Here is a 23675-nt window from a genome sequence, read left to right as displayed (position 1 = left end):
ATGGGACAGAAACTCGCAGCCTATAATTCGAACGGCCAGATCATCGCGTTCTACGATTCCGAGGACAGCCCGCCGCCGGACGGCGTGTCGGCGCTCCAAATTACCGACACGCAGTGGCTGGACTGCATCGCCACGCCCGGCTATACGGTCGTCGATGGTGTTTTGTCGCCTCCTGGTGCGCCATCCCTTAGCGAGGTCCTGGCGACCGCGGCGGCGGCGCTGATGGGAGACGTGCAGGCGTGGCTCGACGAGACCGCTCGGGGCAACGGCTACGACTCGCTATTCACCTGCATTTCGTACCTGAGCAGCTCCGTGCAGCAGTACGCCAACGACGCGGCGGCGGCGCTGGCATGGCGAGACGCGGTCTGGCCAGCCTGCTACCAATGGCAGCAGGACGCTCTTGCCAACCCGCCCAGCACCATCCCTACCTCACAGGACGTTATCGCCCAGCTTCCGAAGCCCGAACAATTCGGTTGGGTGGTTCATTCGCCTGGCGCGACTGCCTGATGCAGCGGCCTGACGGACATCCTCAGGATGCGACTTCGTCGGGCCGCTCCTGCCAGAGCGTTGAGTGCCTCGGTGTGCGCTCATGATCCGGGCGCCCATTCGTGTAGTAGTACAGGGCGAGGGACTTGCGGGTCACGCCTTCCGGGCAGGTGAGAGGATCTGGCATGCCGTGGTAGGAATCGCTGGTCGTAGAAAAGACCACGCAGGTATTGCTCCGGGGCGCAATCTTCCTTACGCACCGGCGCATGTCGCGATCCCACAGTTCCAGGTCGCCGCCCCATTCGGGTTGCCAGCTTTCGTTGAGGTACAACAGCAGGTTGAGTCGGCGGTCCAACTCGTAGCCGCCGAGACGGTTGAAGTCTGCGTGCACCCGCAAGACGGCGCCCGGCAGGTACTGGTGGATGCCGCCACCGGACAACATCGGATCGGGCAGCAGGTGATGTATTCCTGTCAACTTCGAGAGATGAATAAGGAATGGTGCGCTGTTCAATTCGGCGATCAGCGCGCGCAGCGACGGCGCGAGCTTAAGGACGTTGCTATATCCGAGCTTTTTCACTTGAGCGATGCGGCCGGCGTCGTCCAACGCGTCGGCGCGGCGCCAGTCGCTGATGGCTTCGGGGGTGGGGAAATCGTCGATCACACGCCGCAGCGACGCCTCGGGCAAGAAGTCGGGCATGGCGATGTGCGGGAATGGATCCGCGGTGACGTATTCCTGATGGCCCCGCGCGACTGCCGCTTCAAGCCGCTCGTAGTCGATCATGCTGTCCATAAGGGATGGCGCTCCGATTGGTCTGGCACGGGAGCTTCTCACGCCGGAGCGGCGTCGCGCCATTACCGTCGCCAAGTTCCCGCGCGCGCGCGAAGCGCTGGCCGCTTCCGCGTCGCGATCTAGAAGTTTCGGGGCATCGCGCTGCGCCAACAGCGCGACCCCTCTCCACGTGTGCCGTGGATCAAGCGAAGCCCCTAGCCGGTACCGGCGAAGACAAGGCTACGCAACCTTGATCTCAGAAGCGGAGACGCGTGTGGCTCTACCCATCATTCCCTGGCTCGGCGGAAAGCGCCGACTGGCCGACCGAATCTTCAAGTTCTTTGACAACACGCATACCTGCTACGTCGAGCCCTTCGCGGGCGGCGCTGCGTTGTTCTTCTTGAAGGCACCCAGCGATGTCGAGGTACTCAACGACATCAACGGTGAGCTGATCAACCTCTACCGGGTGGTGCAGAACCACCTCGAGGAGTTCGTGCGCCAGTTCAAATGGGCGCTCTCCAGCCGCAAGGTGTTCGAGTGGCTCAAGATGACCCGGCCCGAGACGCTGACGGACATCCAGCGCGCGGCGCGCTTCTACTACCTCCAACAGAGTGCCTTCGGCGGCAAGATCGAGGGACAGACCTACGGCACGGCTACCACCGCGCCGCCAGGCCTGAATCTGCTCCGGCTGGAGGAGACGCTCTCGGCCGCGCACCTTCGCCTGGCCAACGCCTACATCGAACACCTGCCGTGGGCAGACTGCGTGGCCAAGTACGATCGGCCGCACACGCTGTTCTTCATGGACCCGCCCTACTGGCAGACCGAGGGCTACGGCGTAGACTTCGGCTGGGAGCAGTACCAGGCGCTGGCCGCCACCCTAGGCAGCATCAAAGGCCGGGCGATCCTGACCCCCAATGACCATCCCGCCATCCGCGAACTGTTCGGTTGCTTCCACATCGAGCGTGCGGAGCACTCCTACACCGTCGCCGGCGGCGCCAAGGCCAAGGACGTGGGCGAGGTGCTGATCTTCAGCTGGGACGTCCAGGCCGAGCCTGCCGGCCTGTTTTGACCAGGTTGCGCCGCCGATGCTCGTATCATCCCAGCGATGGAAGATCGGGCTGTCATCCTCGCCACCGTGGCGAGCCTTGCGCGGCTGCAGCTGCGCGTGCATGCCAAGCTGGCCGAGGCCAGGCGGATGCCGAACGGTGTCGTCTGGGGTGGCCGGGACGCGGAGTGGAAGGTCGGCGAGTTGACACCTCCGTCGCCTTGGCTTGACCGGGTGGCGCCAGGCGAGCCGCTCTCTCACGTGCTGCCGCGCATCGCCCTGGTCCAGGTTCACCTGCTGGGGCTGCTGGCTGAAGAACAGATTGACCGGCGATGGGCCTGCGTGGTGCTGCAGCACCTGGCACACAGCCAGGGCTACTGGAGCGCGGCGGTCCTGCGCCTGGCGAGCCGCTTCGGCATCAAGCTGGGCAGCAGACCGTGGGACGAGACCAACGGCACCAGCCTGCTTGACGCGGCGCTTCCGCGCCGGCCACGCGCCGGGGCCTGATCGCGCTGTTGGCGTATCCTTCGCCCCTGGACCACAAGGGAGGGAACCATGCAGAACCACGTTAGCCAGCAGGATCTCGACGTCAGGGAAGAGGAGGTTACCTCCGAGCTCTTGGATCGCTACCCGGTCGTTTCAGCCACCGCCGGTGACCGCTCCTACGTGCCGTTGAGGCCCGATCGGCGCATCGGCCGGCTGTACCACCGGGACACGGAGCCTGAGGTCACCAAGGCCCTCCCGACGCTGTGGATCAGGGTGCCGGACTATGAGGACGACACGCTGGCCAGGCTCCAGGAGTTGGTCGCCCGATCGGATGATCGCCGACGCGGCGTTTGGGCCACCGACTGAGCCCCTTTCGATGGCCTTCAAACGCCCTTTAAGCACCCCGCGCGCGACCCTGCAAAGCAAGTGTCCCGGTTTTGCAAACTAAGTGGCCGCTTACAGCGGGCGGCGTCCCCTTCCATCCATGCGCCCCCACCCGGCCCCGAAGCTTGCCATGCCACGCGCGCTTGCGTGCACCGGGGTCGATCCGTAGAATTTCCGCCTCTTTAGCCGGAATAGCTCAGTTGGTAGAGCGGCGCATTCGTAATGCGTAGGTCGTAGGTTCGAATCCTATTTCCGGCACCAGACACGAAAAAGGCCCGCGCGAGCGGGCCTTTTGCTTTCCTGGTACCGCCTCGCGTCAGAGGCTGGCGGGCACGCTGCCGCCGTCCAGGCGCAGCTCGCGGGGCAGCGCGAAGGTGATCGTTTCGGCCTCGCCCTGCAGCTCGCGCACGTCGCCGGCGCCCCAGGATTGCAGCCGGGCGATCACGTCGCGTACCAGCTTGTCCGGCGCCGAGGCGCCGGCGGTGATGCCGATGCGCGCGACGCCCTCGAGCCAGCTTCGCTCGATGTGCTCGGCGCCGTCGATCAGGAAGGCGCGTACGCCCTGCTTCTCGGCCAGCTCACGCAGGCGGTTGGAGTTGGAGCTGTTGACCGAGCCGACCACCAGCACCAGGTCGACCGCCGCGGCCAGCCGGCGCACGGCATCCTGGCGGTTCTGCGTGGCGTAGCAGATGTCGTCCTTGCGCGGTCCCTCGACGTCGGGGAAGCGTTCGCGCAGCGCGGCGATGATCGCCTTGGTGTCGTCCACCGAAAGCGTGGTCTGGGTGACGTAGGAGAGCTCGTGCGGGAAGCGCGGTGCCAGCGAGGCCACGTCCTCGACCGATTCAACCAGCAGGATCTCGCCGCTGTTGGCGGGATTCCACTGCCCCATGGTGCCTTCTACCTCCGGGTGGCCGGCATGCCCGATCAGCACCACGCTACGCCCGGTGCGGCCCAGTCGAGCGACTTCCATATGCACCTTGGTGACCAGCGGACAGGTGGCGTCGAACACCTTCAGCGCACGCTGGCCGGCCTCCTCGCGCACCGCCTGCGAGACGCCGTGAGCGCTGAAGATCACCGTGGCGCCATCGGGCACCTCGTGCAGTTCCTCGACGAAGATGGCGCCGTCGGCGCGCAGCTTCTCCACCACGTAGCGGTTGTGCACCACTTCGTGGCGCACGTAGATCGGCGCGCCGTAGGACTCCAGCGCACGTTCGACGATCGCGATGGCGCGGTCGACGCCGGCACAGAAGCCGCGGGGATTGGCGAGAAGGATGTCCATGGGCATCGCTGGATTATCGCACGTCGCCGGCGACCTTCCCGCTCCGCAGGCCGAACAGGATCAGCAGCACCGCGCCGACGGTAATGCCGCAGTCGGCCACGTTGAACACCGGAAAGCTCCACTGCCGGTAGTAGACCTGGATGAAGTCGGTCACCTGCGCCGCATGCAGGCGGTCGACCAGGTTGCCCAGCGCGCCGCCGACGATGAAAGCCAGCGGCAAGGCGGTGCGCCAGTCGCGGCGTGGGGTGCGCGCCAGCCATACGACCAGCGTGCTGCTGATCACCAGCGCCAGCACCACGAAAAACCAGCGCTGCCAGCCGGTGCTGTCGGCCAGGAAGTTGAAGGCCGCGCCGGTGTTGAAGGCCAGCGTCCAGTTGAGGAACCCGGGAATCACCGGGTGCGGCATGCCGGCCGGCTGCAACGCGTGCAGCGCCCACAGCTTGGTGAGCTGATCGAGGCCGATGACCAGCAGGGAAAGCAGCAACCAGGGCAAGGCGTTGGGTTTGGGGTGCATGGGCCAGTCCGAAGCGGGTTATCCGACATCGTTCACCTTGGCGCAGCGGCGAAGCCGAAGGGCATGCGCGGCAGGCGCCCAGACGCCAGGGCGAACGGAGTTTTTTATGGAAGCTAGAACCAGCGGCGCGTCTCGCCCTGCCCCGCCACGTTCTCCACGCAGCGGCCGCACAACTCCGGATGCTCCGGATGGCTGCCCACGTCGGGACGGAGGTGCCAGCAGCGCACGCACTTGGCCGCATCGCTTGCCGTCGCCGAAACCCAGGCTTCGCCGCCGGCCAGTTCCACCTTGGCCGCCTCGTCGGAGTGCGGCGACAGGGGCGCCAATGAGGCCTCGGAGGTGATGAAGAAGAAGCGCAACTCCTCCCGTGCCGGGGCGTAGCGTTCGACCAGCGCAGGGTCGGCATGGATCGCCAGCTTCGCCTCCAGCGAGGCGCCGATCCGGCCGTCCTTGCGCATGCCCTCGAGCACGCGCGCGCCCGCTTCGCGGATCGCCAGCAGATCGGCCCACCAGCGGCGCTGCTCGGGCGAACCCTGCGTGGCAGCGAGGCCGTCGTACCAGGTCTCGAACAACACGCTCTCGCCGCGCTCGCCGGGCAACTGCTGCCAGATCTCCTCGGCGGTGAAGGCCAGGATCGGCGCCAGCCAGCGCACCAGCGCCTGCGCGATGCGGAACATCGCGCTCTGCGCGCTGCGGCGGCCGTGGCTGTCGGTCGGCATGGTGTAGAGCCGATCCTTGGTGATGTCCAGGTACAACGCGCCCATCTCGTTGGTGCAGAAGTTCTGCACGCGCGCGACCACGTCGGGGAAGTCGTAGCGCTCGTAGGCGGCGATCACCGCCTGCTGCACGTCGTACGCCTGCTGCACCGCCCACTGGTCCAGCGGCAGGCTCTGCTCCACAGGCAGCAGATGCCTGTCCGGATCGAAGCCATCCAGGTTGCCGAGCAGGAACCTGGCGGTGTTGCGGATGCGACGGTAGCTGTCCGAAACGCGCTTGAGGATCTCGTCCGAAACGGTCATCTCGTTGCGGTAGTCGGCCGAAGCCACCCACAGGCGCAGCACGTCCGCGCCGAGCGTATCCATCACCTTCTGCGGCGCCACCACGTTGCCCAGCGACTTGGACATCTTGCGGCCGGCCGCGTCGACGGTGAAGCCGTGCGTGAGCACCTCGTCGTACGGCGCGCGGCCGTGGATCGCCGAAGAAGTCAGCAGCGAGGACTGGAACCAGCCGCGGTGCTGGTCCGAGCCTTCCAAGTACATCACCTTGTACTGCGCGGCGCCGCCCTGCTGCAGTTCGGGCCGCTGGCCGACCACGCAGAAGTGGGTGACGCCGGAGTCGAACCAGACGTCGAGGATGTCGGTGACCTTCTCGTAGTCGCCCGCCTGCTCGCCCAGCAGTTCGGCCGCGTCCAGTTCGTACCAGGCATCGACGCCGCCCTGCTCGACGCGCTTCGCCACCTGCTCCAGCAGCGCGACGGAATCGGGATGCGGCTCCTGCGTGCCCTTGTGCACGAACAGTGCGATCGGCACGCCCCAGGTGCGCTGGCGGCTGATGCACCAGTCCGGACGCCCCGCCACCATGCCGGCGATGCGCTCCTCGCCCCAGGTCGGCACCCAGCGCACGTCCTTGATGGACTTGAGCGCGGTCGCGCGCAGGTCCGCCTGCTCCATGCCGATGAACCATTGCGGCGTGGCGCGGAAGATCACCGGCGTCTTGTGACGCCAGCAGTTGGGGTAGCTGTGCTCGATCTTCGCGTGGGCGAGCAGCACGCCGCGGTTGCGCAGCAGCTCCACGATGGCGTCGTTGGCTTTCCAGATGTGCATGCCGGCCAGCGTGAGCCCATCGGCCGCCGGCACGTCCTCGCGATAGGCGCCGCGCGGACCGACGTAGTTGAGCGTGCCCAGGCCGTTCTCGCGGCCGACGACGAAGTCCTCCATGCCGTGGTCCGGGGCCGTGTGCACGGCGCCGGTGCCATCCTCGGCGGAAACGTGTTCGCCGAGCAGGATGGGCACTTCGCGCGGATAGAACGGGTGCTGCAGCCTGAGGCCCCCGAGGTCCGCGCCCTTGGCGTGGCCGAGCACCCGCGACGGCTCGACGCCGTAGCGCTTGAGCGCCGGCTCGACCAGCGCACTGGCGACCGCCAGCAGCACGCGTCGGCCGTCACGTGACGGTCCCTCGACCAGCGCGTACTCGAAGTCCGCACCGAGCGCCACCGCCTGGCTGGACGGCAGCGTCCACGGCGTGGTGGTCCAGATCGGCACGGCGACGATCGCATCGCCCGGGTCGACGCCGAACCTGGCCGCGAGCGCCTTCGGATCGAGCGCGTCGTAGGCCACGTCCACCGCCGGCGACTGCTTGTCGCCGTATTCGATCTCCGCCTCGGCCAGCGCCGAGCCGCAGTCGAAGCACCAGTACACCGGCTTGGCGCCACGCACCACGTGTCCGTTGGCGACGATGCGCGCCAGCGCGCGCAGCATGTCCGCTTCGTAGCGGAAATCCATCGTCTTGTAGGGGTTCGACCAGTCGCCCAGCACGCCCAGACGCTTGAAATCGGCGCGCTGGCCGTCGATCTGCTCCTGCGCGTATTCGCGGCACTTCTGGCGGAACGCCCGCGCGTCGAGTTTCTCGCCCGGCTTGCCGAACTTCTTCTCCACCGCGATCTCGATCGGCAGGCCGTGGCAGTCCCAGCCCGGCACGTACGGCGAGCGGCAACCGGCCAGCAGCTTGGACTTGACCACCATGTCCTTGAGGATCTTGTTGACCGCGTGGCCGATGTGGATCGCCCCGTTGGCGTACGGCGGGCCGTCGTGCAGCACGAAGGCCTTGTCGCGGCCGGCCGCCTTCTGCTGGATCTGCGCGTAGCGGTCGACCTTCTCCCATTCGGCCAGCCAGTGCGGCTCGCGCTTGGGCAGGTCGCCGCGCATCGGGAAATCCGTCTGCGGCAGGTTGATCGTGCTCTTGTAGTCGTGCGTCATGTGGGGCTGTCCGTGGGGCGACGCCGGAAGGCGCGAAACGCGCCGGCGAACCTCTGAAAATAGTGGAAATTGCTGCGATGCGGTAGGGGAACGAGCGGCGTCAGGCCTCGGCCAGCCGCGGATTCATGCCCAGCAGTTCGCGCGCCTGGCGGGCATCCTCGTGCATCTGCGCGGTCAGCGCCTCCAGGCCGTCGAACTTCTGTTCGTCACGCAGCTTGGCGACGAACTCCACGGCCATGCGCCGGCCGTACAGGTCGCCCTCGAAGTCGAACAGGCACACCTCCAGCACCGGCTGGGCGACCTGGTTGACCGTAGGCCGCAGGCCCAGCGACGCCACGCCCGGCCAGCTGCACGGCGCCTCGCCGAGCCCGACGCGCACGGCAAAGATCCCCTGGATGGGGCTGACCCGCCCGCGCAGGTGGATGTTGGCGGTCGGGAAACCCAGCGCGCGGCCGAGCTGGTTGCCGCGCTCGACCCGTCCGTCGATCACGAACGGCCGGCCCAGCAGCGGCGCGGCCCCGGCAAACTCACCGGCGGCCAGCAGCGCGCGCACGCGCGTCGCCGATACGCGCGCGCCATCCAGCAGCACGGGCGGCATCACCCGCGTGATGAAACCCCGTTCCGCGCCCATACGCTCGAGCAGCGCGACGTCGCCAGCACGCTTGTGGCCGAAACGGAAATCCTCGCCGACCCAGACCTCCCGCGCCGCCAGCCGAGTGAGCAGCACGCGCTGCACGAAATCCTCCGCGGACATCGCGGTCAGCGCCGCGTTGAAACGCAGCAACAGCGCCTGCGCCACGCCGGCGGCGGCAAAGCCCCTGAGCTTCTCGCGTACGCTGGAAAGCCGCGGAACCGGCTCGGGCGAGAAGTATGCCCGCGGCAAGGGTTCGAAACTGACCACCGCCGGCACCGCGTCGAGTGCCTGGGCGCGGACGCGCACCTCGGCCAGCAGGGCCTGGTGTCCGCGATGCAGGCCGTCGAAGGCGCCGATGGCCACCACGCTGCCTTCGGGCGCCAGGCAGGGGCCTGCAAGGTCCCGGGATAGTGTCGTCATCCGGGCAGTATACGAGAGCCGTGCAGCCGGCCCGTGCAGCCCCCGCTGTTCGCGCCGGAGGCAGCAGGCCTCACACCCCGCGCAGCTCGCGCACCCGGAAGCCCATCGCGAACAGGGCCACCACGTAGGTCAGCCCGCCAGCCGCGACCAGCACTGCCAGGTGCCACACGCGCGTGAACGTCGGTACGGACGTCCAGTCCTGCCACAGCCAGCGTCCCAGCAGCAGCACCGCCACCATCGCTGCGCAGGCCACCGCCAGCCGCACGAAATGCCGCGCCCAGCCGCGCTGGCGCTCGTACACCCCGGCCTGCTTGAGCCAGCGCCACAACAGGCCCAGGTTGATATAGCTCGCCAGCGCGCTGGCCATGCCCAGCGCCATGTGCAGGCCAGGCACTTCCGCCAGCGCCTGCAGCCAAGGCGCCTGCTTCTGCGCCGGCGTGGCCCACAGCGCGAACAGCAGCGCCACGAACAGCACGTTCAGCGCCATGTTGGCGACCAGCGAAGCGACGCCCGCGCGCACCGGCGTGCGCGTGTCCTGCCGCGCGTAGAACGCCGGCAGCAGCACCTTGACCAGCGCGAACGCCGGCAGGCCGAAGCTCAGTGCGGTGATCGACAGCGTGGCCATGCGCGTGTCGAAGGCGTTGAAGCGGCCATGCTGGAACAGCGTCGCTACCAGCGGTTCGGCCAGCAGCATCAGGCCGAACATCGCCGGCACGGCGATCAGCAGCGTGGTGCGCAGGCCCCAGTCGAGCGCGCTGGAAAAGCCGGTGCGATCGGTGGTGACGTGATGGCGCGACAGCGAAGGCAGGATGACCGTGCCCAACGCCACGCCGAACACGCCCAGCGGCAGTTCCAGGAAACGGTCCGCCTGCGACAGCCAGCTCTGCGAGCCGGCGATCAGCAGCGAGGCGATCACGGTGTCCAGCAGCAGGTTGATCTGCGCCACCGAGGAGCCGAACAGCGTCGGCACCATCAGCCGCATGATCCGGCGCACCTGTGGATGGCTCCAGCCCCAGCGCGGCATCGCGAGCAGATCCAGCCCGCGCAGCGCCGGCAACTGGAACAGGAGCTGCAGGATGCCGGCGGCCAGGATCGCCCAGCCCAGCGCCAGGATCGGCGTCTGCAGCCACTTCGACAGCCACAGTGCGCCGGCGATCATGCACAGGTTGAGGATCACCGGCGTCAGCGCGGGCAGGCCGAAGCGGTGGAAACTGTTGAGCGCGCCGCCACACAGCGCCGTCAGCGAGACGAACAATAGGAACGGGAAGGTCAGCCGCAGCAGCTCCACCGTCAGCGTGAACTTCTTCGGCTCGTCCAGCGCGCCCGGCGAAAACAGCATGGTCACCTCGGGCGCGAAGATCAGCCCGATCGCCGTGACCACCAGCAGCACGCCGCCGAGCGTGCCGGAGACGCGCGCCATCAGGTCCTTGAGGTCCGCGTGGCTGCCCTTCTCCTTCACCTCGGTGAACACCGGCACGAAGGCGGTGGAGAACGAGCCCTCGGCGAACAATCGGCGCATGAAGTTGGGAATGCGGAAGGCGACCCAGAAGGCGTCGGTCGCCGCATTGGCGCCGAAGGCCGAGTTGATCGCCATGTCGCGCACCAGGCCGAGTACGCGGGAGATCATCGTCATGCTGCTGAACGAGAGCAGCCCGCGGAACATGCTGGGGGATTTCATTGCCTGGGCAAAACCTGACTGGCAGCCGCGCCGACGCGGCCAAAGCGCATAGTCTGACAGGCCCCGGCGGCGCTTAGGTAGCCGGCAAGGGGCGGCGGAAGGGCATTCCGGGGCCAGCCTAAGCGGTTGACGCAGCAACCCATTGCCCGCATAATTGCCCGTCTTTTTCCAACCCCTTGCCTTCCCTGGAGTTCTACCTTGGCCAACATCAAGTCCGCGAAGAAGCGCGCGCGCCAGTCCGAGCAGCGCCGTCTGCGCAACGTCAGCGCCCGTTCCATGGTGCGCACCGCCCTGAAGAAGGTCGTCAAGGCCATCGAGGCGAAGGACAAGGCCGCCGCCGTGGAAGCCTTCGCCGCCGCCCAGCCGGTCATGGACCGCTACGCCGCGCGTGGTCTGATCCACAAGAACAAGGCCGCTCGTCACAAGAGCCGCCTCAACGCGAAGATCCACGAGCTGGCGTAAGCCGGCTTCGCACATCAATCAAGGGTTGGTGGAAAGGCCGGCGCTAGCCGGCCTTTTCGTGTGCGCGCAAGAAAGGCAGGCAGCCACCCGGCTGCCTGCCATGGTCACGAGAAGCTGGTGGTGTACACGCTGGGCGAGGCGAACAGGCCGTCCTGCTTCTTCGCGTCGCATACGGCATAGGTGAAGCCGCGCTGGATCGCATGGGCGCCCACCGCGCCATCGCGCCGCAAGGCGATGAAGCCCACCTGGATTTCCTTCGCCCCGTCCGGGCGCTTCTTCACGATGCGCCGCACCGCCTCCTCGCAGGCCTCCTGCGGGCTGCGCCCTTGGCGCATCAGCTCGACCACCAGGAAGCTGCCGGCGTTGCGGATCACCTCCTCGCCCACGCCGGTGGAGGTGGCGCCGCCCACCTCGCCGTCCACGTAGAGGCCGGCGCCGATGATCGGGCTGTCGCCGACGCGGCCGCGCATCTTCCACGCCATGCCGCTGGTGGTGCAGGCGCCGGCCAGGTGGCCGTGCGCATCGACGGCGAGCATGCCGATGGTGTCGTGGTTGTCGTGCCCGCCGGGCAGGCTGCGGTGGTAGTCGAGGTTCTCGCTGTTGGCGACCGGCTTGTACTTCGCCGTCTTCAGCCACTCGTGCCAGGCCTTTTCGGCCTCCGGCGTCAGCAGGTTTTCCTCGTGGAATCCCTGCTCGCGGGCGAACTGCAGCGCACCCTCGCCGACCAGCAGCACGTGCGGCGTGGCCTCCATCACCCGCCGCGCCACGCGGATCGGATGGGCGATGTGTTCGATGCACGCGACCGCGCCGCAGCGGCCGTCGTGGTCCATGATGCTGGCGTCCAGGGTGACGTGACCGTCGCGGTCGGGATAGCCGCCCTTGCCGACGCTGTGGTTGGACAGGTCCGATTCGGGCACCTGGGCGCCGCGCTCCACCGCATCGAGCGCCTTGCCGCCCTGGCCGAGTACGGTCCAGGCCGCCTGGTTGGCGGGCACGCCGAAGTCCCAGGTGGAGATCACGCGGGCGCCGCCGGTGCCGGGCAGCGCGCCCTTCGACGGCGCGGCGGCAGCGGCCGCGAAGCGCGGCGCGGCCAGCGCGCCGGCGGCCAGCATGGAGGACTTCAGGAAATCGCGGCGGGAAGGCATGGCGGAAACTCCTCGGACAGAAGCTCCGCATGATGCGCGAATCGGGCTGGGCAGGCGAATGCGGGTTCCGGCAAGACTTCCCCCATCCGCCTATCGGCACCTTCCCCCGTGGGACGGGGGAAGGCTCGATGATGAGGGCTGTGGCGCCTGTGCCCTTCCCCGTTGACGGGGAAAGGTGCCCGAAGGGCGGATGGAGAAGCCTTGCGAGGAAGCCGCCTACGGCTCGCCTCGCAGCCGCACGTCGCCCGGCTGCATGTCGGTGCGCTCCTCGCGCACCTGGCGCTGTGACTCGAAGAAGCGCTGCACCTGCTGGCACACCGCCATGGTGTTGTCGCGCGCGATCGCCGACACTAGGAACCACGATTCCTTCCATTCCAGCCGCTGCACGATGTCCTCGGCCACCGCCTGGCGCTCGTCTTCCGGCAGCACGTCGGCCTTGTTGAGCACCAGCCAGCGCGGGCGCTCCAGCAGCTCGGGATCGAACTTGGCCAGCTCCTGCTCGATCGCGCGCACCTGCTCGACCGGGTCGGTGCCGTCGATCGGTGCGATGTCCACCAGGTGCAGCAGCAGGCGCGTGCGCGAGACATGGCGCAGGAACTGGATACCCAGGCCCGCGCCCTCGGCCGCCCCTTCGATCAGGCCGGGAATATCGGCGATCACGAAGCTCTGGTCGGTACCCAGGCTGACGACCCCCAGGTTCGGGTGCAGCGTGGTGAACGGATAGTCGGCCACGCGCGGCGTCGCCGCGGAAACGGCGCGGATGAAGGTCGACTTGCCGGCATTGGGGAAGCCGAGCAAGCCCACGTCCGCCAGCAGCTTGAGCTCGAGCTTGAGCTCGCGCACGTCGCCCGGCGTGCCAGGGGTGGATTTGCGCGGCGCCCGGTTCACCGAACTCTTGAAGTGGATATTGCCCAGCCCGCCCTTGCCGCCCTCGGCCACCAGCAGGCGCTGGCCGTGCTGGGTGAGATCGCCGATCACCTCGTCGGTATCGACATTGGTGACCACGGTGCCGACCGGCACGCGAATGGTGGTGTCCTCGCCACCCTTGCCGTACATGTCCGAGCCCATGCCATTCTCGCCGCGCTGGGCCTTGAAGCTGCGCTGGTGGCGAAAGTCGATCAGCGTGTTGAGGCCTTCGTCGGCCACCAGCCAGACCGAGCCGCCATGGCCGCCGTCGCCACCGTTGGGGCCGCCGAACGGGATGAACTTCTCGCGACGGAAGCTAACGCAGCCGTTGCCGCCGTCACCGGCCTGGACTTTGATGATCGCTTCGTCGACGAATTTCATGGCTTGGGGCCTGGGAACGGGGAACGGGGAACGGGGAACGGGGAACGAGCAGAGCGTGGTCCAAGGTTAACCGGGAAGCTGCATGTTCCCCGTTCCCTGTTCCCCGTTTCCTGCCTCACAAAAAACAAAAGCCCCGCCGAAGCGGGGCTTTCGCTGCAGCTTCAGGGGCGATCAGCCCTTGACGACGCTGACGAACTTGCGGTTGTTCTCGCCGCGGGTCTTGAACTCGACCACGCCGTCGGTCAGCGCGAACAGGGTGTGGTCACGGCCCAGGCCCACGCCGGTGCCGGCATGGAACTTGGTGCCGCGCTGGCGGACGATGATGTTGCCGGCCTCGATGGCCTGGCCGCCGTACACCTTCACGCCCAGGTACTTCGGGTTCGAGTCGCGACCGTTGCGGGACGAACCTACGCCTTTTTTATGTGCCATGACTTGATTCCTCCGGCTTTATCAGGCGTTGATGCCCGTGATCTCGACTTCGGTGAAATGCTGCCGATGCCCCATCTGCTTCTTGTGGTGCTTGCGGCGGCGGAACTTGATGATGCGCACCTTGTCGGCGCGGCCATGCTTGCGCACGGTGGCCGAAACGGTGGCGCCGGCAACGGTCGGCGCGCCGACGTTGACCGAATCGCCCGAGCCGACCAGCAGCACCTGGTCGAAGCTCACGTTGGCGCCTTCCTCGGCATCCAGCAGCTCCACGCGCAGCACGTCGCCCTGCTGGACGCGGTACTGCTTGCCGCCGGTCTTGATGACTGCATAACTCATGGGATTGTCCCTTCTGTCGTTATTCTCTTGGGTTTCGCCACGCGCGTACCGGCCGTGGTGAACGGCGGATTATAGCGACCCCGTCAGGGCGTGGTCAATCTTTGAGCAGCCGGATCAATGGCCTGCGGAGGAGCCCGCCGCCGGGGCGCCCAGCTTCGGGCCGGGCACGGCCAGCGCAGCCGGGCAGCGGCCCTGGGCATCGATGCGGCCGCTCTTCTGCAGCTCGGCCAGCATCGCCTGGGCCCGCTGGCGGCCCCATTCCTGCCCCAATTGCATGCCCTCGGCCATGGTCGCGGGCATTTCGGTGACGACCTTCCGGCCCAGCGGCGAGCGGTAAAACTTGAGCAGGCCCTGGATGTCCGCCGCACTGAAGTGCCGCTGGTAGATCGGCACCATGCGCTCGGTCAGCTCCCGCACGCCCTTGGCGTCGACGAAGCCCTGCCAGTAGCTGGCCGGCACGCAGGGAATCTGCTGCTGCATCATGGCCGCCATCTGGGTGTTCATCTGGCCCAGCATGCGGTCGACGCCGAACACCTCCATCAGCTGGCGCACCTGCGCCTCGCTGGGCGGCTTGGTCGTCGCCGCGGTGGCCAGGCCGGCGCTCGTCGCCAGCAGCACGCCCATGACCCGTCCGCTCCACTTGCGCATGCCTGTCTCCCGATCGCCCGCGGCCAGCCGCGAAAGCCCCGCATTTAGCCACAGCCGGGCGGCAGGCGGAATCTCAATTTCTGATCCAGGCAGGTTGCTATAGTGGCCGGTCTCCCCCATATCCCTGCGCGCATGGAAACCATACGCATCCGCGGCGCCCGCACGCACAACCTCAAGAACATCGACCTGGACCTGCCGCGCGATCGCCTGATCGTGATCACCGGCCTGTCCGGCTCGGGCAAATCCTCGCTCGCCTTCGACACCATCTACGCCGAAGGCCAGCGCCGCTACGTCGAGTCGCTCTCGGCGTACGCGCGGCAGTTCCTGTCGATGATGGAAAAGCCCGACGTCGACCACATCGAGGGCCTCTCGCCGGCGATCTCGATCGAGCAGAAGTCGACCTCGCACAACCCGCGCTCGACCGTGGGCACGATCACCGAGGTCTACGATTACCTGCGCCTGCTGTACGCCCGCGTCGGCACGCCGCGCTGCCCGGACCACGCCATCCCGCTGGAGGCGCAGACGGTCAGCCAGATGGTCGACGGCACGCTGGCGCTCGATCCCGACAAGCGCTGGATGCTGCTCGCGCCGGTGGTCCGCGAGCGCAAGGGCGAGCACGTGCAGGTGTTCGACCAGCTGCGCGCGCAGGGCTTCGTGCGCGCCCGCGTCGACGGCGTGGTGTACGAGCTCGACGCGGTGCCGCCCCTGACCCTGCGCCAGAAGCACACCATCGAGGTGGTGATCGACCGGTTCCGTCCGCGAGAGGACCTGAAGCAGCGCCTGGCCGAGTCGTTCGAGACCGCACTGCGGCTGGGCGACGGCCTGGCGATCGTGGTCGACATGGACGACGACAAGGCGCCCGAGCAGCTGTTCTCCTCGCGCTACTCCTGCCCGGTCTGCGACTACTCGCTGCCGGAACTGGAGCCGCGCCTGTTCTCGTTCAACTCGCCGATCGGCGCCTGCCCGAGCTGTGACGGCCTGGGCGTGACCCAGGTGTTCGACCCGGCGCGGGTGGTCGGCCATCCCGAGCTGCCGCTGTCCAACGGCGCGATCCGCGGCTGGGACCGGCGCAACCCGCACTACTTCCAGATGCTGCAGTCGCTGGCCGCGCACTACGGCTTCGACGCGGACACGCGCTGGCGCGACCTGCCGGCGCACATCCAGCAGGCGATCCTGTACGGCAGCGGCAAGGAGAAGATCGCCTTCCGCTACCTCACCGAGCGCGGCGGCCGGGTCACCCGCGAGCACGCGTTCGAAGGCATCCTCCCCAACCTAGAGCGGCGCTACAAGGAAACCGAATCGACCGCGGTGCGCGAGGAGCTGTCCAAGTACATCAGCGACCATCCCTGCCCCACCTGCGAGGGCCAGCGCCTGAACCGCTCGGCGCGCAACGTGTTCGTCGCCGACCACGCACTGCCGGCGCTGACCAACCGCTCGATCGACGATGCTCTGGCCTTCTTCGACGAGCTCAAGCTGACCGGCTGGCGCGGCGACATCGCGGCGAAGATCGTCAAGGAGATCCGCGAGCGGCTGACCTTCCTGAACGACGTGGGCCTCAACTACCTCACGCTTGATCGCCAGGCCGACACGCTCTCCGGCGGCGAAGCCCAGCGCATCCGCCTGGCCAGCCAGATCGGCGCCGGCCTGGTCGGCGTGATGTACGTGCTGGACGAGCCCTCGATCGGCCTGCACCAGCGCGACAACGAGCGCCTGCTGGGCACGCTCACGCGCCTGCGCGACCTGGGCAACACGGTGATCGTGGTCGAGCACGACGAGGACGCCATCCGCATGGCCGACCACGTGCTCGACATCGGCCCCGGCGCCGGCGTGCATGGCGGCGAGGTGGTGGCGCAGGGCACGCTGAAGGACATCCTCGGCTCCGAGCGCTCGCTCACCGGCCAGTACCTGTCGGGCACGCGCAGCATCGAGGTGCCGACCGAGCGGCGCAAGCCGCTCGACGAGGAATCCTGGCTGCGCCTGAAGGGCGCCCGCGGCAACAACCTCAAGCACGTCGACCTGGCGATCCCGGCCAAGCTGTTCACCTGCGTCACCGGCGTCTCCGGCTCGGGCAAGTCCACGCTGGTCAACGACACGCTGTTCCGCCTGGCCGCTTCCGAGTTGAACGGCGCCAGCGCGCAGCCGGCGCCATTCGAGTCGGTACAGGGCATGGACCTGTTCGACAAGGTGGTCGACATCGACCAGTCGCCGATCGGCCGCACGCCGCGCTCCAACCCGGCCACCTACACCGGCCTGTTCACGCCGCTGCGCGAGCTGTTCGCGCAGGTGCCCGAGGCGCGCGCGCGCGGCTACACGCCGGGCCGTTTCAGCTTCAACGTGCGCGGCGGCCGCTGCGAGGCCTGCGAAGGCGACGGCATGATCAAGGTGGAGATGCACTTCCTGCCGGACGTCTACGTGCCCTGCGACGTCTGCCACGGCAAGCGCTACAACCGCGAGACGCTGGAGATCCACTACAAGGGCAACACGATTGCCGACGTGCTCGACATGACGGTGGAGGACGCGCTGAAGCTGTTCGAGAACGTGCCGACCATCGCGCGCAAGCTCGACACGCTGCGCGCCGTGGGCCTGGACTACATCAAGCTCGGCCAGAGCGCGACCACGCTCTCCGGAGGCGAGGCGCAGCGCGTGAAGCTCTCCAAGGAGCTTTCCAAGCGCGACACCGGCCGCACGCTCTACATCCTGGACGAGCCGACCACCGGCCTGCACTTCCACGACATCGAGCAGTTGCTCGACGTGCTGCATCAGTTGGTCGACCAGGGCAACACCGTGGTGGTGATCGAGCACAACCTCGACGTGATCAAGACCGCCGACTGGATCGTCGACCTCGGCCCCGAAGGCGGCGCCGGCGGCGGCCGCATCCTGGTCGCCGGTACGCCGGAAGAAGTGGCCGGCACGCCCGAATCGCACACCGGCCGCTTCCTGCTGCCGCACATGAAGGCCCCGGCTCCAGCGGAGAAGAAGCCGGCGGCCAAGCGCACCAAGAACACGCTCAAGCACATCGCCTCGGCCGACAAGCACCGGCCCATGCCGCGCAAGAAGAAGGCCCCGTGAGCCCGCGCAAGTCGACGAAGAAGGCGTCGGTCGAATCGCCCGCCGAGCAACTGCCGCCAGCCGCGCCCACACCGCTGTTCACCGCGGTGCTGCCGGTGCGCTGGCGCGACCTGGACGCCTTCAACCACGTCAACAACTCCAACTACCTGACCTACCTGGAGGAGGCGCGGCTGCAGTGGCTCAGCCACGTGCCCGGCCCGTGGTTCGACGACCACGCCATGCCGGTGATGGCCGCCGTGCAGCTCAACTATCGCCGCCCGATCGAGTGGCCGGCGCAATTGCACGTCGAGCTGTTCTGCGAGCGGCTGGGCACCAGCTCGATGACCGTCGGCCATCGCATCCTGGACGCGGAACACGCCGACCGCCTGTACGGCGACGGCAACGTGGTGATGGTGTGGATGGACCCCGCCACCGGCAAGCCGGTGCCGCTACCCGAGGCGATCCGCGAAGCCGCCGGCACCCCGTAGGGCGGGCTTCAGCCCACCATCGCCTTGAGACCGAGGGCACGGTGGACTGAAGCCCACCCTACGGTCGCACGATGGTCTGCCTCTATGATGGCCCTTCCCCACGAAGGAGCCTGACCATGCCTCTGCCCCCTCGCCGCGCCCTCGCCTTCGCTTGCCTCGCCGCGTGCCTTGCGCCCGCCGTACAGGCGGCCGATGCCACCGAACTGACCCTCTACCGCAGCGACAGCCCTGCGCTGTACACGGCCGCGGGCGACGGCAGCGTGGGCGAAGGTCATGCCGTGGTGCGCGAACAGCGCACGCTGCAATTGAAGACCGGCACGCAGGACGTCAGCCTGGGCGACCTGCCGCTTTACCTCGATCCCGAAGCGATCGCCCTCGCCTTCGCCAACGACCGCGCCAAGGTGGTTTCCCAGCGCCTGCTGCTCGGCCAGGGCAACGAGGCCGCGCTGGCAGGCCTGGTCGGACAGCAGATCACCGTGCTCGGCAGCAACGGCGAAACGCTGGCGCAGGGCATCCTGCAGCGCGCCGGCAACGGTCTGCTGGTGAAGGGCACGCTGGGCACCACGCTGGTGCGCGACTACGCCGCCGTGCGTTCGTCCGCAGGCGACTTCCCCACCGGCGCCAGCCTGCGCCTGCGCGTGGATGCCGCGCGTGCCGGCGACGCCACCGCGACGCTCAGCTACCCCACCGCCGGCCTGGGCTGGCGTGCCGCCTACGTGGCCACGATGCAGCCGGGCAATGCTTGCCGCATGCAGTTCGAATCACGCGCCAGCATCGCCAACCGGAGCGGGCGCGACTGGCACGACGCCACGCTGAAACTGGTCGCGGGCGAGCCGCGCTTCGCCAAGCCCGCGGCGCCGCAGCCGATGATGGCCATGGCGCGCGGCTTCGGGAAGGCCTCGTCGACTGACATGCCGCAGCAGTCCTCGCTCGGCGATTACCGCCTCTACACCCTGCCGCAGCCGGTCGACCTGCCCGACGGCAGCGTCAGCCAGGTCCCGCTCTATGCCACCCGCACGCTCGCCTGCGAACGCACCGCGCTGTACGAGAACGGCAACAGCTGGACGCCGCCGGAACCGATGCTCGCTCCCGACTTCAACACCGGCGGCGGCAACACGATCGAAAGCACGCTGCGCTTCACCGCCTTCGACAGCCTGCCGGCCGGCTTCCTGCGCGTGCTGGGCAGCGACAACGCCGGCACGCCGCAATTCCTCGGCGAGGGCCGGCTCGACGACACGCCCAAGGGCAGCGATGCCACCCTTACGCTCGGCACCGCCTTCGACCTGCGTGCCGAGCGCGAGCGCACGTCGTTCAAGCTGGACAAGGGTGCGCACACGATGGACGAGGCCTTCCGCATCACGCTCACCAATGCCGGCGAATCGGCGCGCGTGGTGACCGTTCGCGAACATCCCAGCCGCTGGCGCGAATGGACCCTGGCGTCTTCGTCGACCAAGCCGAGCAAGCAATCGCCGGACGTGCTGGAGTTCAAGGTGAATGTGCCCGGCGGCGGCAAGGCGACGCTGGACTACGCGGTGCATTACCGTTGGTCTGAATAGGCTGGGCTGAGGCAAGGCCTCCCCCGTCCGCCCTTCGGGCACCTTCCCCCGCAAGCGGGGGAAGGACTGGAACGCAGCATCCGGTATCGAACCCTCCAAGCAGAAGAGATCAGCGCGCGGCACAGCTACGAATCTTCCCCCGCTCAGCGGGGGAAGGTGCCCGAAGGGCGGATGGGGGCAATTTGCGACACACTCACCGCTTGCCCCTGAAGAACCCAAGGAACCGCGCCATGCTCGACATCCTCCCGCACGACGGCGACATCGCCGAGATCCGCCTGGCCCGCCCGCCGGTCAATGCGTTGAACATGGACCTGATCGTCGCCCTGCGCGACGCCCTCGCACAGGCGCCGCGCGACGGCGCGCGCGGACTGGTGATCTCCGGCGCGCCGGGCCTGTTTTCCGCAGGCGTGGACGTACCCGAATTGCTGCAACGCGACCGCGCCGGCGTGCGCGACTACTGGCGCGCGCTGTTCGCCCTGTGCGCGGACCTGGCCTACCTGCCGGTTCCTGCGGTGGCGGCGATCACCGGCCACAGCCCCGCGGGCGGCGCCGTGCTGGCGCTGTTCTGCGACTATCGCGTGATGGCGCAGGGACCGTTCCGGATCGGCCTGAACGAGGTGCAGGTGGGCCTGCTGGTGCCCGATTGCATCCAGCTCGCGCTGCGCCGCGTGGTCGGCACTTACCGCGCCGAGCGGCTGCTGGTCGCTGGCGCCATGATCGAGGCCGAGCAGGCGCTGGCCTGCGGCTTCGTGGACGAGCTGACCGGCGTGGACCAGGTGGTCACCCGCGCGGTGCACTGGCTCGGCGAACTGCTGGCGCTGCCGCGCCAGGCGATGCTGGCCACCCGCGAACTGGCCCGCGCCGACCTGCGTGCCGCCTGGCAGGACGTCGACGCGCTACCGCTGGACAGCTTCACCGATGCGTTCTTCAACGACGAGACGCAGGCGACGCTGCACGCGCTGGTCGCCCGGTTGAAGGCCAAGAGCGCCTGAGGACCTGCCGGCCGTTCAGCCGGTGGCGATCGGCCGCGACGGGTCGCTCACCCAGCCGCTCCATGAGGGCGCGTACAGCCGCGAGCCGTGCAGCCCGGCGTATTCCATCGCCAGCAGGTTGTGGCAGGCAGTGACGCCTGAGCCGCACATGTGCACCACCCGCTCGGGCGGCGTCTCGCCCAGCACGGCGGCGAACTCCGTGCGCAGTTGCGCCGCCGGCTTGAAACGGCCATCCCCGCCGAGGTTGTCGGCATAGGGGCGGTTCAGCGCGCCGGGCACGTGGCCAGCGGCGCGGTCCAGCGGTTCGGTATCGCCGCGATAGCGCGCGGCGGCGCGCGCATCGACCAGCACCGGCGCCGGTTCGGCATGCAGCGCGGCGTGGTCGGTGATCGCCTGGTTGGCGTCGAAATGCAGGTCGACCTGCGTCGGTGCGCGCTGCTCCGCTCCGGCTTCGACAGGCAGCCCGGCCGCCCGCCAGGCGGCAAGGCCGCCGTCGAGCACCGCCACCTCGCGCACGCCGGCCAGTCGCAGCAGCCACCACAGCCGCGCCGCGGCCAGCGCGCTGCTGCCCGCATCGTAGGCCACCACCTGCAGGCCCGGACGCCAGCCCCAGCGGCCCAGCACGGCGGAGAACGCCTGCTCCAGCGGCAGCGGATGGCGGCCCAGGCCCTGGCCCTTGCGGTCGAGGTCGGACAGATCGTGTTCCAGGCTGGCGTGCACTGCGCCGGGAATGTGCGCCTCGCGGTATTCGCGCTCGGGCTTGTCCGGATCGGCGGCGCCGGCGCCGGCCGGGTCGGCGCGGCAGTCGACGATCAGCACCTGGTCCGGCGGCAGCGCAGCCAGTGCGGCCGGATCGATCAACGTGGTGTGCAGGCTCATGCGTGTCCCATCCGTTCGAGCAGATTGAGCAGCATCGCGGCGGTGGCGCCCCAGATGCGGTGGCCGCCGTGGACGAATTCGACCATCGGGCGACGGTGGCCGCGGTAGTCCATCACATAGCGCCGGAGGTTGGTCGGTTCAAGGAAGAAGGCGAACGGCACCTCGAACACTTCCGCGACCTCCGCCGGCGTCGGGTAGAGCACGGCCTGTTCATCGATGCGCGCGACCACCGGCGTGACGCAGTAGCCGCTGATCGTCTCGAAATTGTCGAGGAATCCCAGCGGCTGCACCTGCACGCGCTCCAGTCCGATCTCTTCTTCGCTCTCGCGCAGGGCGGTGTCGACCGCGTCGGCGTCCTCTGGATCCTTGCGGCCGCCGGGAAAAGCCACCTGCCCGGCATGCGCCTGCAGGTGCGCCGTACGCACCGTGAACACCAGCCGCGGCTGCACGCCTTCGCGCAGGCCGATCAGCACGGCCGCGGGACGCCGTGGCACATCGCCGAGCAGGTCGGCCATCTGGGCGTGGTTCCAACCGGGACCGGCGGGCGGATCGGAGAGCGGCCGCAGGGCGCGCGGCAGCGCGTCGAACACGCGCTGGACGGGTCGGTCGGGCACGCCGTCCATCACGCCCTCGCGCGCGCAGGCAGGATCTCGCGCATGTAGCGCAGGCGCTCCGCGTCGTCCATGCTGCGCCAGCGTGCGATCTCCTCGCCGCTGCGCAGGCAGCCCTCGCACCAGCCGCGCGCATCCAGCCGGCAGATGCCGATGCAGGGCGTGAGCGGAGCGACGGGTACGGCGGCGGGGTCGTGCGGCATTCGCACGATTTTAGCCGATGCAGGGGGCGTGCGATTGTGAGTTGGCGCCCCAGGCGCCCGGGATTCGTCCAGCGGGTCGCGCCAGCGCGAGCGTCCACGCCGCAGCCGAACGACCGCACGCCGCTCACTTGGCGATATCGAGCAACTCGATCTCGAACACCAGCGCCTCGTTCGGGCCGATGCGCGGCAACTGGCCGCGTTCGCCGTAGGCCAGCTGCGGCGGAATCACCACCTTCCAGCGGTCGCCCACGTGCATGCGCGGGATCACGTCCTGCCAGCCGGGGATGACCTTGTTGACCTGGAAGGTGACCGGCGCGCCGTGCGCCCACGAACTGTCGAACTCGGTGCCGTCGACCAGCATGCCGCGGTAGTTGACCGTCACGGTGCTGGTCACCGTGGGGCTGTCCTTGCCCTTGCCCGATTCGATCACCGCGTACTGAATGCCCGAGGGCAGCTGCACCACGCCGGGGCGCTTGCGGTTCTGCGCCAGGTAGTCGGCGCTCTTGCGCGCATTGGCCGCGGCGATGCGCTTGAACTCGGCCACCGCGTTGGTGTGCATCTGCTGTTCCAGGCGCTCGAGCTGGGCATGCATGTCCTGCATCGAGACGGCCGGATGACGCTTGGCGTAGGCATCGGCCATCGCCTTCTGCACGGTGGCCAGGTCCACGTCCGGATCGCCGCCGGCGAACTGGGAACCGATCTGGTAGCCGATCGCGTAGGACAGCTTGTGCTTGTCCAGCCTGGCCGGAGACGACGACGCGGCAGCGCGGTCCTGCGCATGCGCGACGCTTCCCAGCAGCAGCATGCCAAGCGCCAGCCCACCGAGTCGTGTCATGCCTTGCCTCCATCCTCGACCGAACCGACATGCTAAGCGCATTGGCGGCATCCTGCAGCGCCGTTGCCGGCGCTTGGCTTCGAACC

General features: G+C 68.4%; 22 protein-coding genes, 1 tRNA gene and 1 pseudogene. 10 read left to right on the top strand and 14 right to left on the bottom strand.

Annotated features, from left to right (window positions below; genetic code table 11):
* The gene (locus tag AAIL17_RS11100) at positions 1-507 is read left to right on the top strand and encodes a hypothetical protein (RefSeq protein ID WP_424682905.1); all 507 of its coding nucleotides are present in this window, start codon (positions 1-3) and stop codon (positions 505-507) included.
* Between the two features lie 22 nt (positions 508-529).
* On the opposite strand, the gene AAIL17_RS11095 is transcribed toward AAIL17_RS11100, so the two are convergent.
* The gene (locus AAIL17_RS11095) at positions 530-1267 is read right to left on the bottom strand and encodes a 2OG-Fe(II) oxygenase (RefSeq protein WP_424682904.1); all 738 of its coding nucleotides are present in this window, start codon (positions 1265-1267) and stop codon (positions 530-532) included.
* Positions 1268-1529: 262 nt separating this feature from the next.
* Here AAIL17_RS11095 and AAIL17_RS11090 point away from each other — a divergent pair, with 262 nt between their 5' ends.
* The 4 genes from AAIL17_RS11090 (at position 1530) to AAIL17_RS11075 (ending at position 3431) form a co-directional block, all read left to right on the top strand.
* Positions 1530-2324 (top strand): DNA adenine methylase, encoded by a 795-nt coding sequence (locus AAIL17_RS11090; RefSeq protein WP_424682903.1) that lies wholly within the window; start codon positions 1530-1532, stop codon positions 2322-2324.
* Between the two features lie 36 nt (positions 2325-2360).
* A complete protein-coding gene (locus tag AAIL17_RS11085; protein WP_424682902.1) occupies positions 2361-2807 on the top strand; it encodes a hypothetical protein in 447 nt (148 codons plus the stop codon).
* Positions 2808-2855: 48 nt separating this feature from the next.
* Positions 2856-3152 carry a hypothetical protein gene (locus tag AAIL17_RS11080; RefSeq protein WP_424682901.1) on the top strand — a complete coding sequence of 99 codons (297 nt, stop codon included), beginning with the start codon at positions 2856-2858 and terminating at the stop codon, positions 3150-3152.
* Between the two features lie 203 nt (positions 3153-3355).
* A tRNA-Thr gene (locus AAIL17_RS11075) sits at positions 3356-3431 on the top strand.
* A gap of 55 nt (positions 3432-3486) precedes the next feature.
* On the opposite strand, the gene ispH is transcribed toward AAIL17_RS11075, so the two are convergent.
* The 5 genes from ispH to murJ all read right to left on the bottom strand — a co-directional run bounded on the left by ispH (position 3487) and on the right by murJ (position 10670).
* On the bottom strand, positions 3487-4449 hold the full coding sequence (ispH, locus tag AAIL17_RS11070) for a 4-hydroxy-3-methylbut-2-enyl diphosphate reductase (protein WP_424682900.1): 963 nt from the start codon (positions 4447-4449) through the stop codon (positions 3487-3489).
* A gap of 13 nt (positions 4450-4462) precedes the next feature.
* Positions 4463-4963, bottom strand: a complete 501-nt coding sequence (gene lspA / locus AAIL17_RS11065) for a signal peptidase II (protein WP_424682899.1) — start codon at positions 4961-4963, stop codon at positions 4463-4465.
* Between the two features lie 113 nt (positions 4964-5076).
* On the bottom strand, positions 5077-7938 hold the full coding sequence (gene ileS / locus AAIL17_RS11060) for an isoleucine--tRNA ligase (RefSeq protein WP_424682898.1): 2862 nt from the start codon (positions 7936-7938) through the stop codon (positions 5077-5079).
* Positions 7939-8038: 100 nt separating this feature from the next.
* Positions 8039-8992, bottom strand: a complete 954-nt coding sequence (locus tag AAIL17_RS11055) for a bifunctional riboflavin kinase/FAD synthetase (protein WP_424682897.1) — start codon at positions 8990-8992, stop codon at positions 8039-8041.
* Between the two features lie 70 nt (positions 8993-9062).
* Positions 9063-10670 carry a murein biosynthesis integral membrane protein MurJ gene (murJ, locus tag AAIL17_RS11050; RefSeq protein WP_424682896.1) on the bottom strand — a complete coding sequence of 536 codons (1608 nt, stop codon included), beginning with the start codon at positions 10668-10670 and terminating at the stop codon, positions 9063-9065.
* 198 nt (positions 10671-10868) lie between these two features.
* Here murJ and rpsT point away from each other — a divergent pair, with 198 nt between their 5' ends.
* Positions 10869-11132 (top strand): 30S ribosomal protein S20, encoded by a 264-nt coding sequence (rpsT, locus tag AAIL17_RS11045; protein WP_008213299.1) that lies wholly within the window; start codon positions 10869-10871, stop codon positions 11130-11132.
* 104 nt (positions 11133-11236) lie between these two features.
* On the opposite strand, the gene AAIL17_RS11040 is transcribed toward rpsT, so the two are convergent.
* From AAIL17_RS11040 to AAIL17_RS11020, 5 genes are all read right to left on the bottom strand, one after another.
* Positions 11237-12277 carry a N(4)-(beta-N-acetylglucosaminyl)-L-asparaginase gene (locus tag AAIL17_RS11040; protein WP_424682895.1) on the bottom strand — a complete coding sequence of 347 codons (1041 nt, stop codon included), beginning with the start codon at positions 12275-12277 and terminating at the stop codon, positions 11237-11239.
* A 216-nt stretch (positions 12278-12493) separates the two neighbouring features.
* Positions 12494-13564, bottom strand: a complete 1071-nt coding sequence (gene cgtA, locus AAIL17_RS11035; protein WP_424682894.1) for an Obg family GTPase CgtA — start codon at positions 13562-13564, stop codon at positions 12494-12496.
* A 171-nt stretch (positions 13565-13735) separates the two neighbouring features.
* Entirely contained in the window at positions 13736-13993 is a 258-nt protein-coding gene (gene rpmA, locus AAIL17_RS11030; protein WP_291192566.1) for a 50S ribosomal protein L27, read from the bottom strand.
* A 21-nt stretch (positions 13994-14014) separates the two neighbouring features.
* Positions 14015-14329 (bottom strand): 50S ribosomal protein L21, encoded by a 315-nt coding sequence (gene rplU / locus AAIL17_RS11025; RefSeq protein ID WP_424682893.1) that lies wholly within the window; start codon positions 14327-14329, stop codon positions 14015-14017.
* 114 nt (positions 14330-14443) lie between these two features.
* Positions 14444-14977, bottom strand: coding sequence for a DUF2059 domain-containing protein (locus AAIL17_RS11020; protein ID WP_424682892.1), 534 nt, complete (start codon positions 14975-14977; stop codon positions 14444-14446).
* A gap of 132 nt (positions 14978-15109) precedes the next feature.
* Here AAIL17_RS11020 and uvrA point away from each other — a divergent pair, with 132 nt between their 5' ends.
* The 4 genes from uvrA to AAIL17_RS11000 all read left to right on the top strand — a co-directional run bounded on the left by uvrA (position 15110) and on the right by AAIL17_RS11000 (position 21061).
* Positions 15110-18046 (top strand): excinuclease ABC subunit UvrA, encoded by a 2937-nt coding sequence (uvrA, locus tag AAIL17_RS11015; RefSeq protein ID WP_424682891.1) that lies wholly within the window; start codon positions 15110-15112, stop codon positions 18044-18046.
* Positions 18043-18513 (top strand): acyl-CoA thioesterase, encoded by a 471-nt coding sequence (locus AAIL17_RS11010; protein WP_424682890.1) that lies wholly within the window; start codon positions 18043-18045, stop codon positions 18511-18513. The genes uvrA and AAIL17_RS11010 overlap by 4 nt, the downstream gene beginning before the upstream one ends.
* A gap of 116 nt (positions 18514-18629) precedes the next feature.
* Complete coding sequence (locus tag AAIL17_RS11005; RefSeq protein ID WP_424682889.1) at positions 18630-20069, top strand: DUF4139 domain-containing protein; 1440 nt, start codon at positions 18630-18632, stop codon at positions 20067-20069.
* 230 nt (positions 20070-20299) lie between these two features.
* The gene (locus AAIL17_RS11000; protein ID WP_424682888.1) at positions 20300-21061 is read left to right on the top strand and encodes an enoyl-CoA hydratase/isomerase family protein; all 762 of its coding nucleotides are present in this window, start codon (positions 20300-20302) and stop codon (positions 21059-21061) included.
* Positions 21062-21076: 15 nt separating this feature from the next.
* Here the strand turns inward: AAIL17_RS11000 and AAIL17_RS10995 are convergent, their stop codons facing one another.
* From AAIL17_RS10995 to AAIL17_RS10985, 3 genes and pseudogenes are all read right to left on the bottom strand, one after another.
* The gene (locus AAIL17_RS10995) at positions 21077-21940 is read right to left on the bottom strand and encodes a sulfurtransferase (protein ID WP_424682887.1); all 864 of its coding nucleotides are present in this window, start codon (positions 21938-21940) and stop codon (positions 21077-21079) included.
* Positions 21937-22754 (bottom strand): annotated as a pseudogene (locus AAIL17_RS10990) (NUDIX hydrolase). The gene AAIL17_RS10995 and the pseudogene AAIL17_RS10990 overlap by 4 nt, the downstream one beginning before the upstream one ends.
* Before the next feature lie 124 nt (positions 22755-22878).
* Positions 22879-23589: an FKBP-type peptidyl-prolyl cis-trans isomerase gene (locus AAIL17_RS10985; protein WP_424682886.1), complete on the bottom strand. Its 711-nt coding sequence runs from the start codon at positions 23587-23589 to the stop codon at positions 22879-22881.
* Between the last annotated feature and the right edge of the window lie 86 nt (positions 23590-23675).

Origin of the sequence: Frateuria sp. YIM B11624 (assembly GCF_049727805.1) — a bacterium.
Classification (GTDB): domain Bacteria; phylum Pseudomonadota; class Gammaproteobacteria; order Xanthomonadales; family Rhodanobacteraceae; genus Frateuria_A.
This window is presented reverse-complemented; position numbering and strand designations above follow the sequence as displayed.

Excerpts from the sequence above, each read along its gene's own strand:
- AAIL17_RS11100 (WP_424682905.1), top strand. The coding sequence starts at position 1 with ATGGGACAGAAACTCGCAGCCTATAATTCGAACGGCCAGATCATCGCG.
- AAIL17_RS11095 (WP_424682904.1), bottom strand. The coding sequence starts at position 1,267 with ATGATCGACTACGAGCGGCTTGAAGCGGCAGTCGCGCGGGGCCATCAG.
- AAIL17_RS11085 (WP_424682902.1), top strand. The coding sequence starts at position 2,361 with ATGGAAGATCGGGCTGTCATCCTCGCCACCGTGGCGAGCCTTGCGCGG.
- AAIL17_RS11080 (WP_424682901.1), top strand. The coding sequence starts at position 2,856 with ATGCAGAACCACGTTAGCCAGCAGGATCTCGACGTCAGGGAAGAGGAG.
- ispH (WP_424682900.1), bottom strand. The coding sequence starts at position 4,449 with ATGGACATCCTTCTCGCCAATCCCCGCGGCTTCTGTGCCGGCGTCGAC.
- lspA (WP_424682899.1), bottom strand. The coding sequence starts at position 4,963 with ATGCACCCCAAACCCAACGCCTTGCCCTGGTTGCTGCTTTCCCTGCTG.
- ileS (WP_424682898.1), bottom strand. The coding sequence starts at position 7,938 with ATGACGCACGACTACAAGAGCACGATCAACCTGCCGCAGACGGATTTC.
- AAIL17_RS11055 (WP_424682897.1), bottom strand. The coding sequence starts at position 8,992 with ATGACGACACTATCCCGGGACCTTGCAGGCCCCTGCCTGGCGCCCGAA.
- murJ (WP_424682896.1), bottom strand. The coding sequence starts at position 10,670 with ATGAAATCCCCCAGCATGTTCCGCGGGCTGCTCTCGTTCAGCAGCATG.
- AAIL17_RS11040 (WP_424682895.1), bottom strand. The coding sequence starts at position 12,277 with ATGCCTTCCCGCCGCGATTTCCTGAAGTCCTCCATGCTGGCCGCCGGC.
- cgtA (WP_424682894.1), bottom strand. The coding sequence starts at position 13,564 with ATGAAATTCGTCGACGAAGCGATCATCAAAGTCCAGGCCGGTGACGGC.
- rpmA (WP_291192566.1), bottom strand. The coding sequence starts at position 13,993 with ATGGCACATAAAAAAGGCGTAGGTTCGTCCCGCAACGGTCGCGACTCG.
- rplU (WP_424682893.1), bottom strand. The coding sequence starts at position 14,329 with ATGAGTTATGCAGTCATCAAGACCGGCGGCAAGCAGTACCGCGTCCAG.
- AAIL17_RS11020 (WP_424682892.1), bottom strand. The coding sequence starts at position 14,977 with ATGCGCAAGTGGAGCGGACGGGTCATGGGCGTGCTGCTGGCGACGAGC.
- uvrA (WP_424682891.1), top strand. The coding sequence starts at position 15,110 with ATGGAAACCATACGCATCCGCGGCGCCCGCACGCACAACCTCAAGAAC.
- AAIL17_RS11005 (WP_424682889.1), top strand. The coding sequence starts at position 18,630 with ATGCCTCTGCCCCCTCGCCGCGCCCTCGCCTTCGCTTGCCTCGCCGCG.
- AAIL17_RS11000 (WP_424682888.1), top strand. The coding sequence starts at position 20,300 with ATGCTCGACATCCTCCCGCACGACGGCGACATCGCCGAGATCCGCCTG.
- AAIL17_RS10995 (WP_424682887.1), bottom strand. The coding sequence starts at position 21,940 with ATGAGCCTGCACACCACGTTGATCGATCCGGCCGCACTGGCTGCGCTG.
- AAIL17_RS10985 (WP_424682886.1), bottom strand. The coding sequence starts at position 23,589 with ATGACACGACTCGGTGGGCTGGCGCTTGGCATGCTGCTGCTGGGAAGC.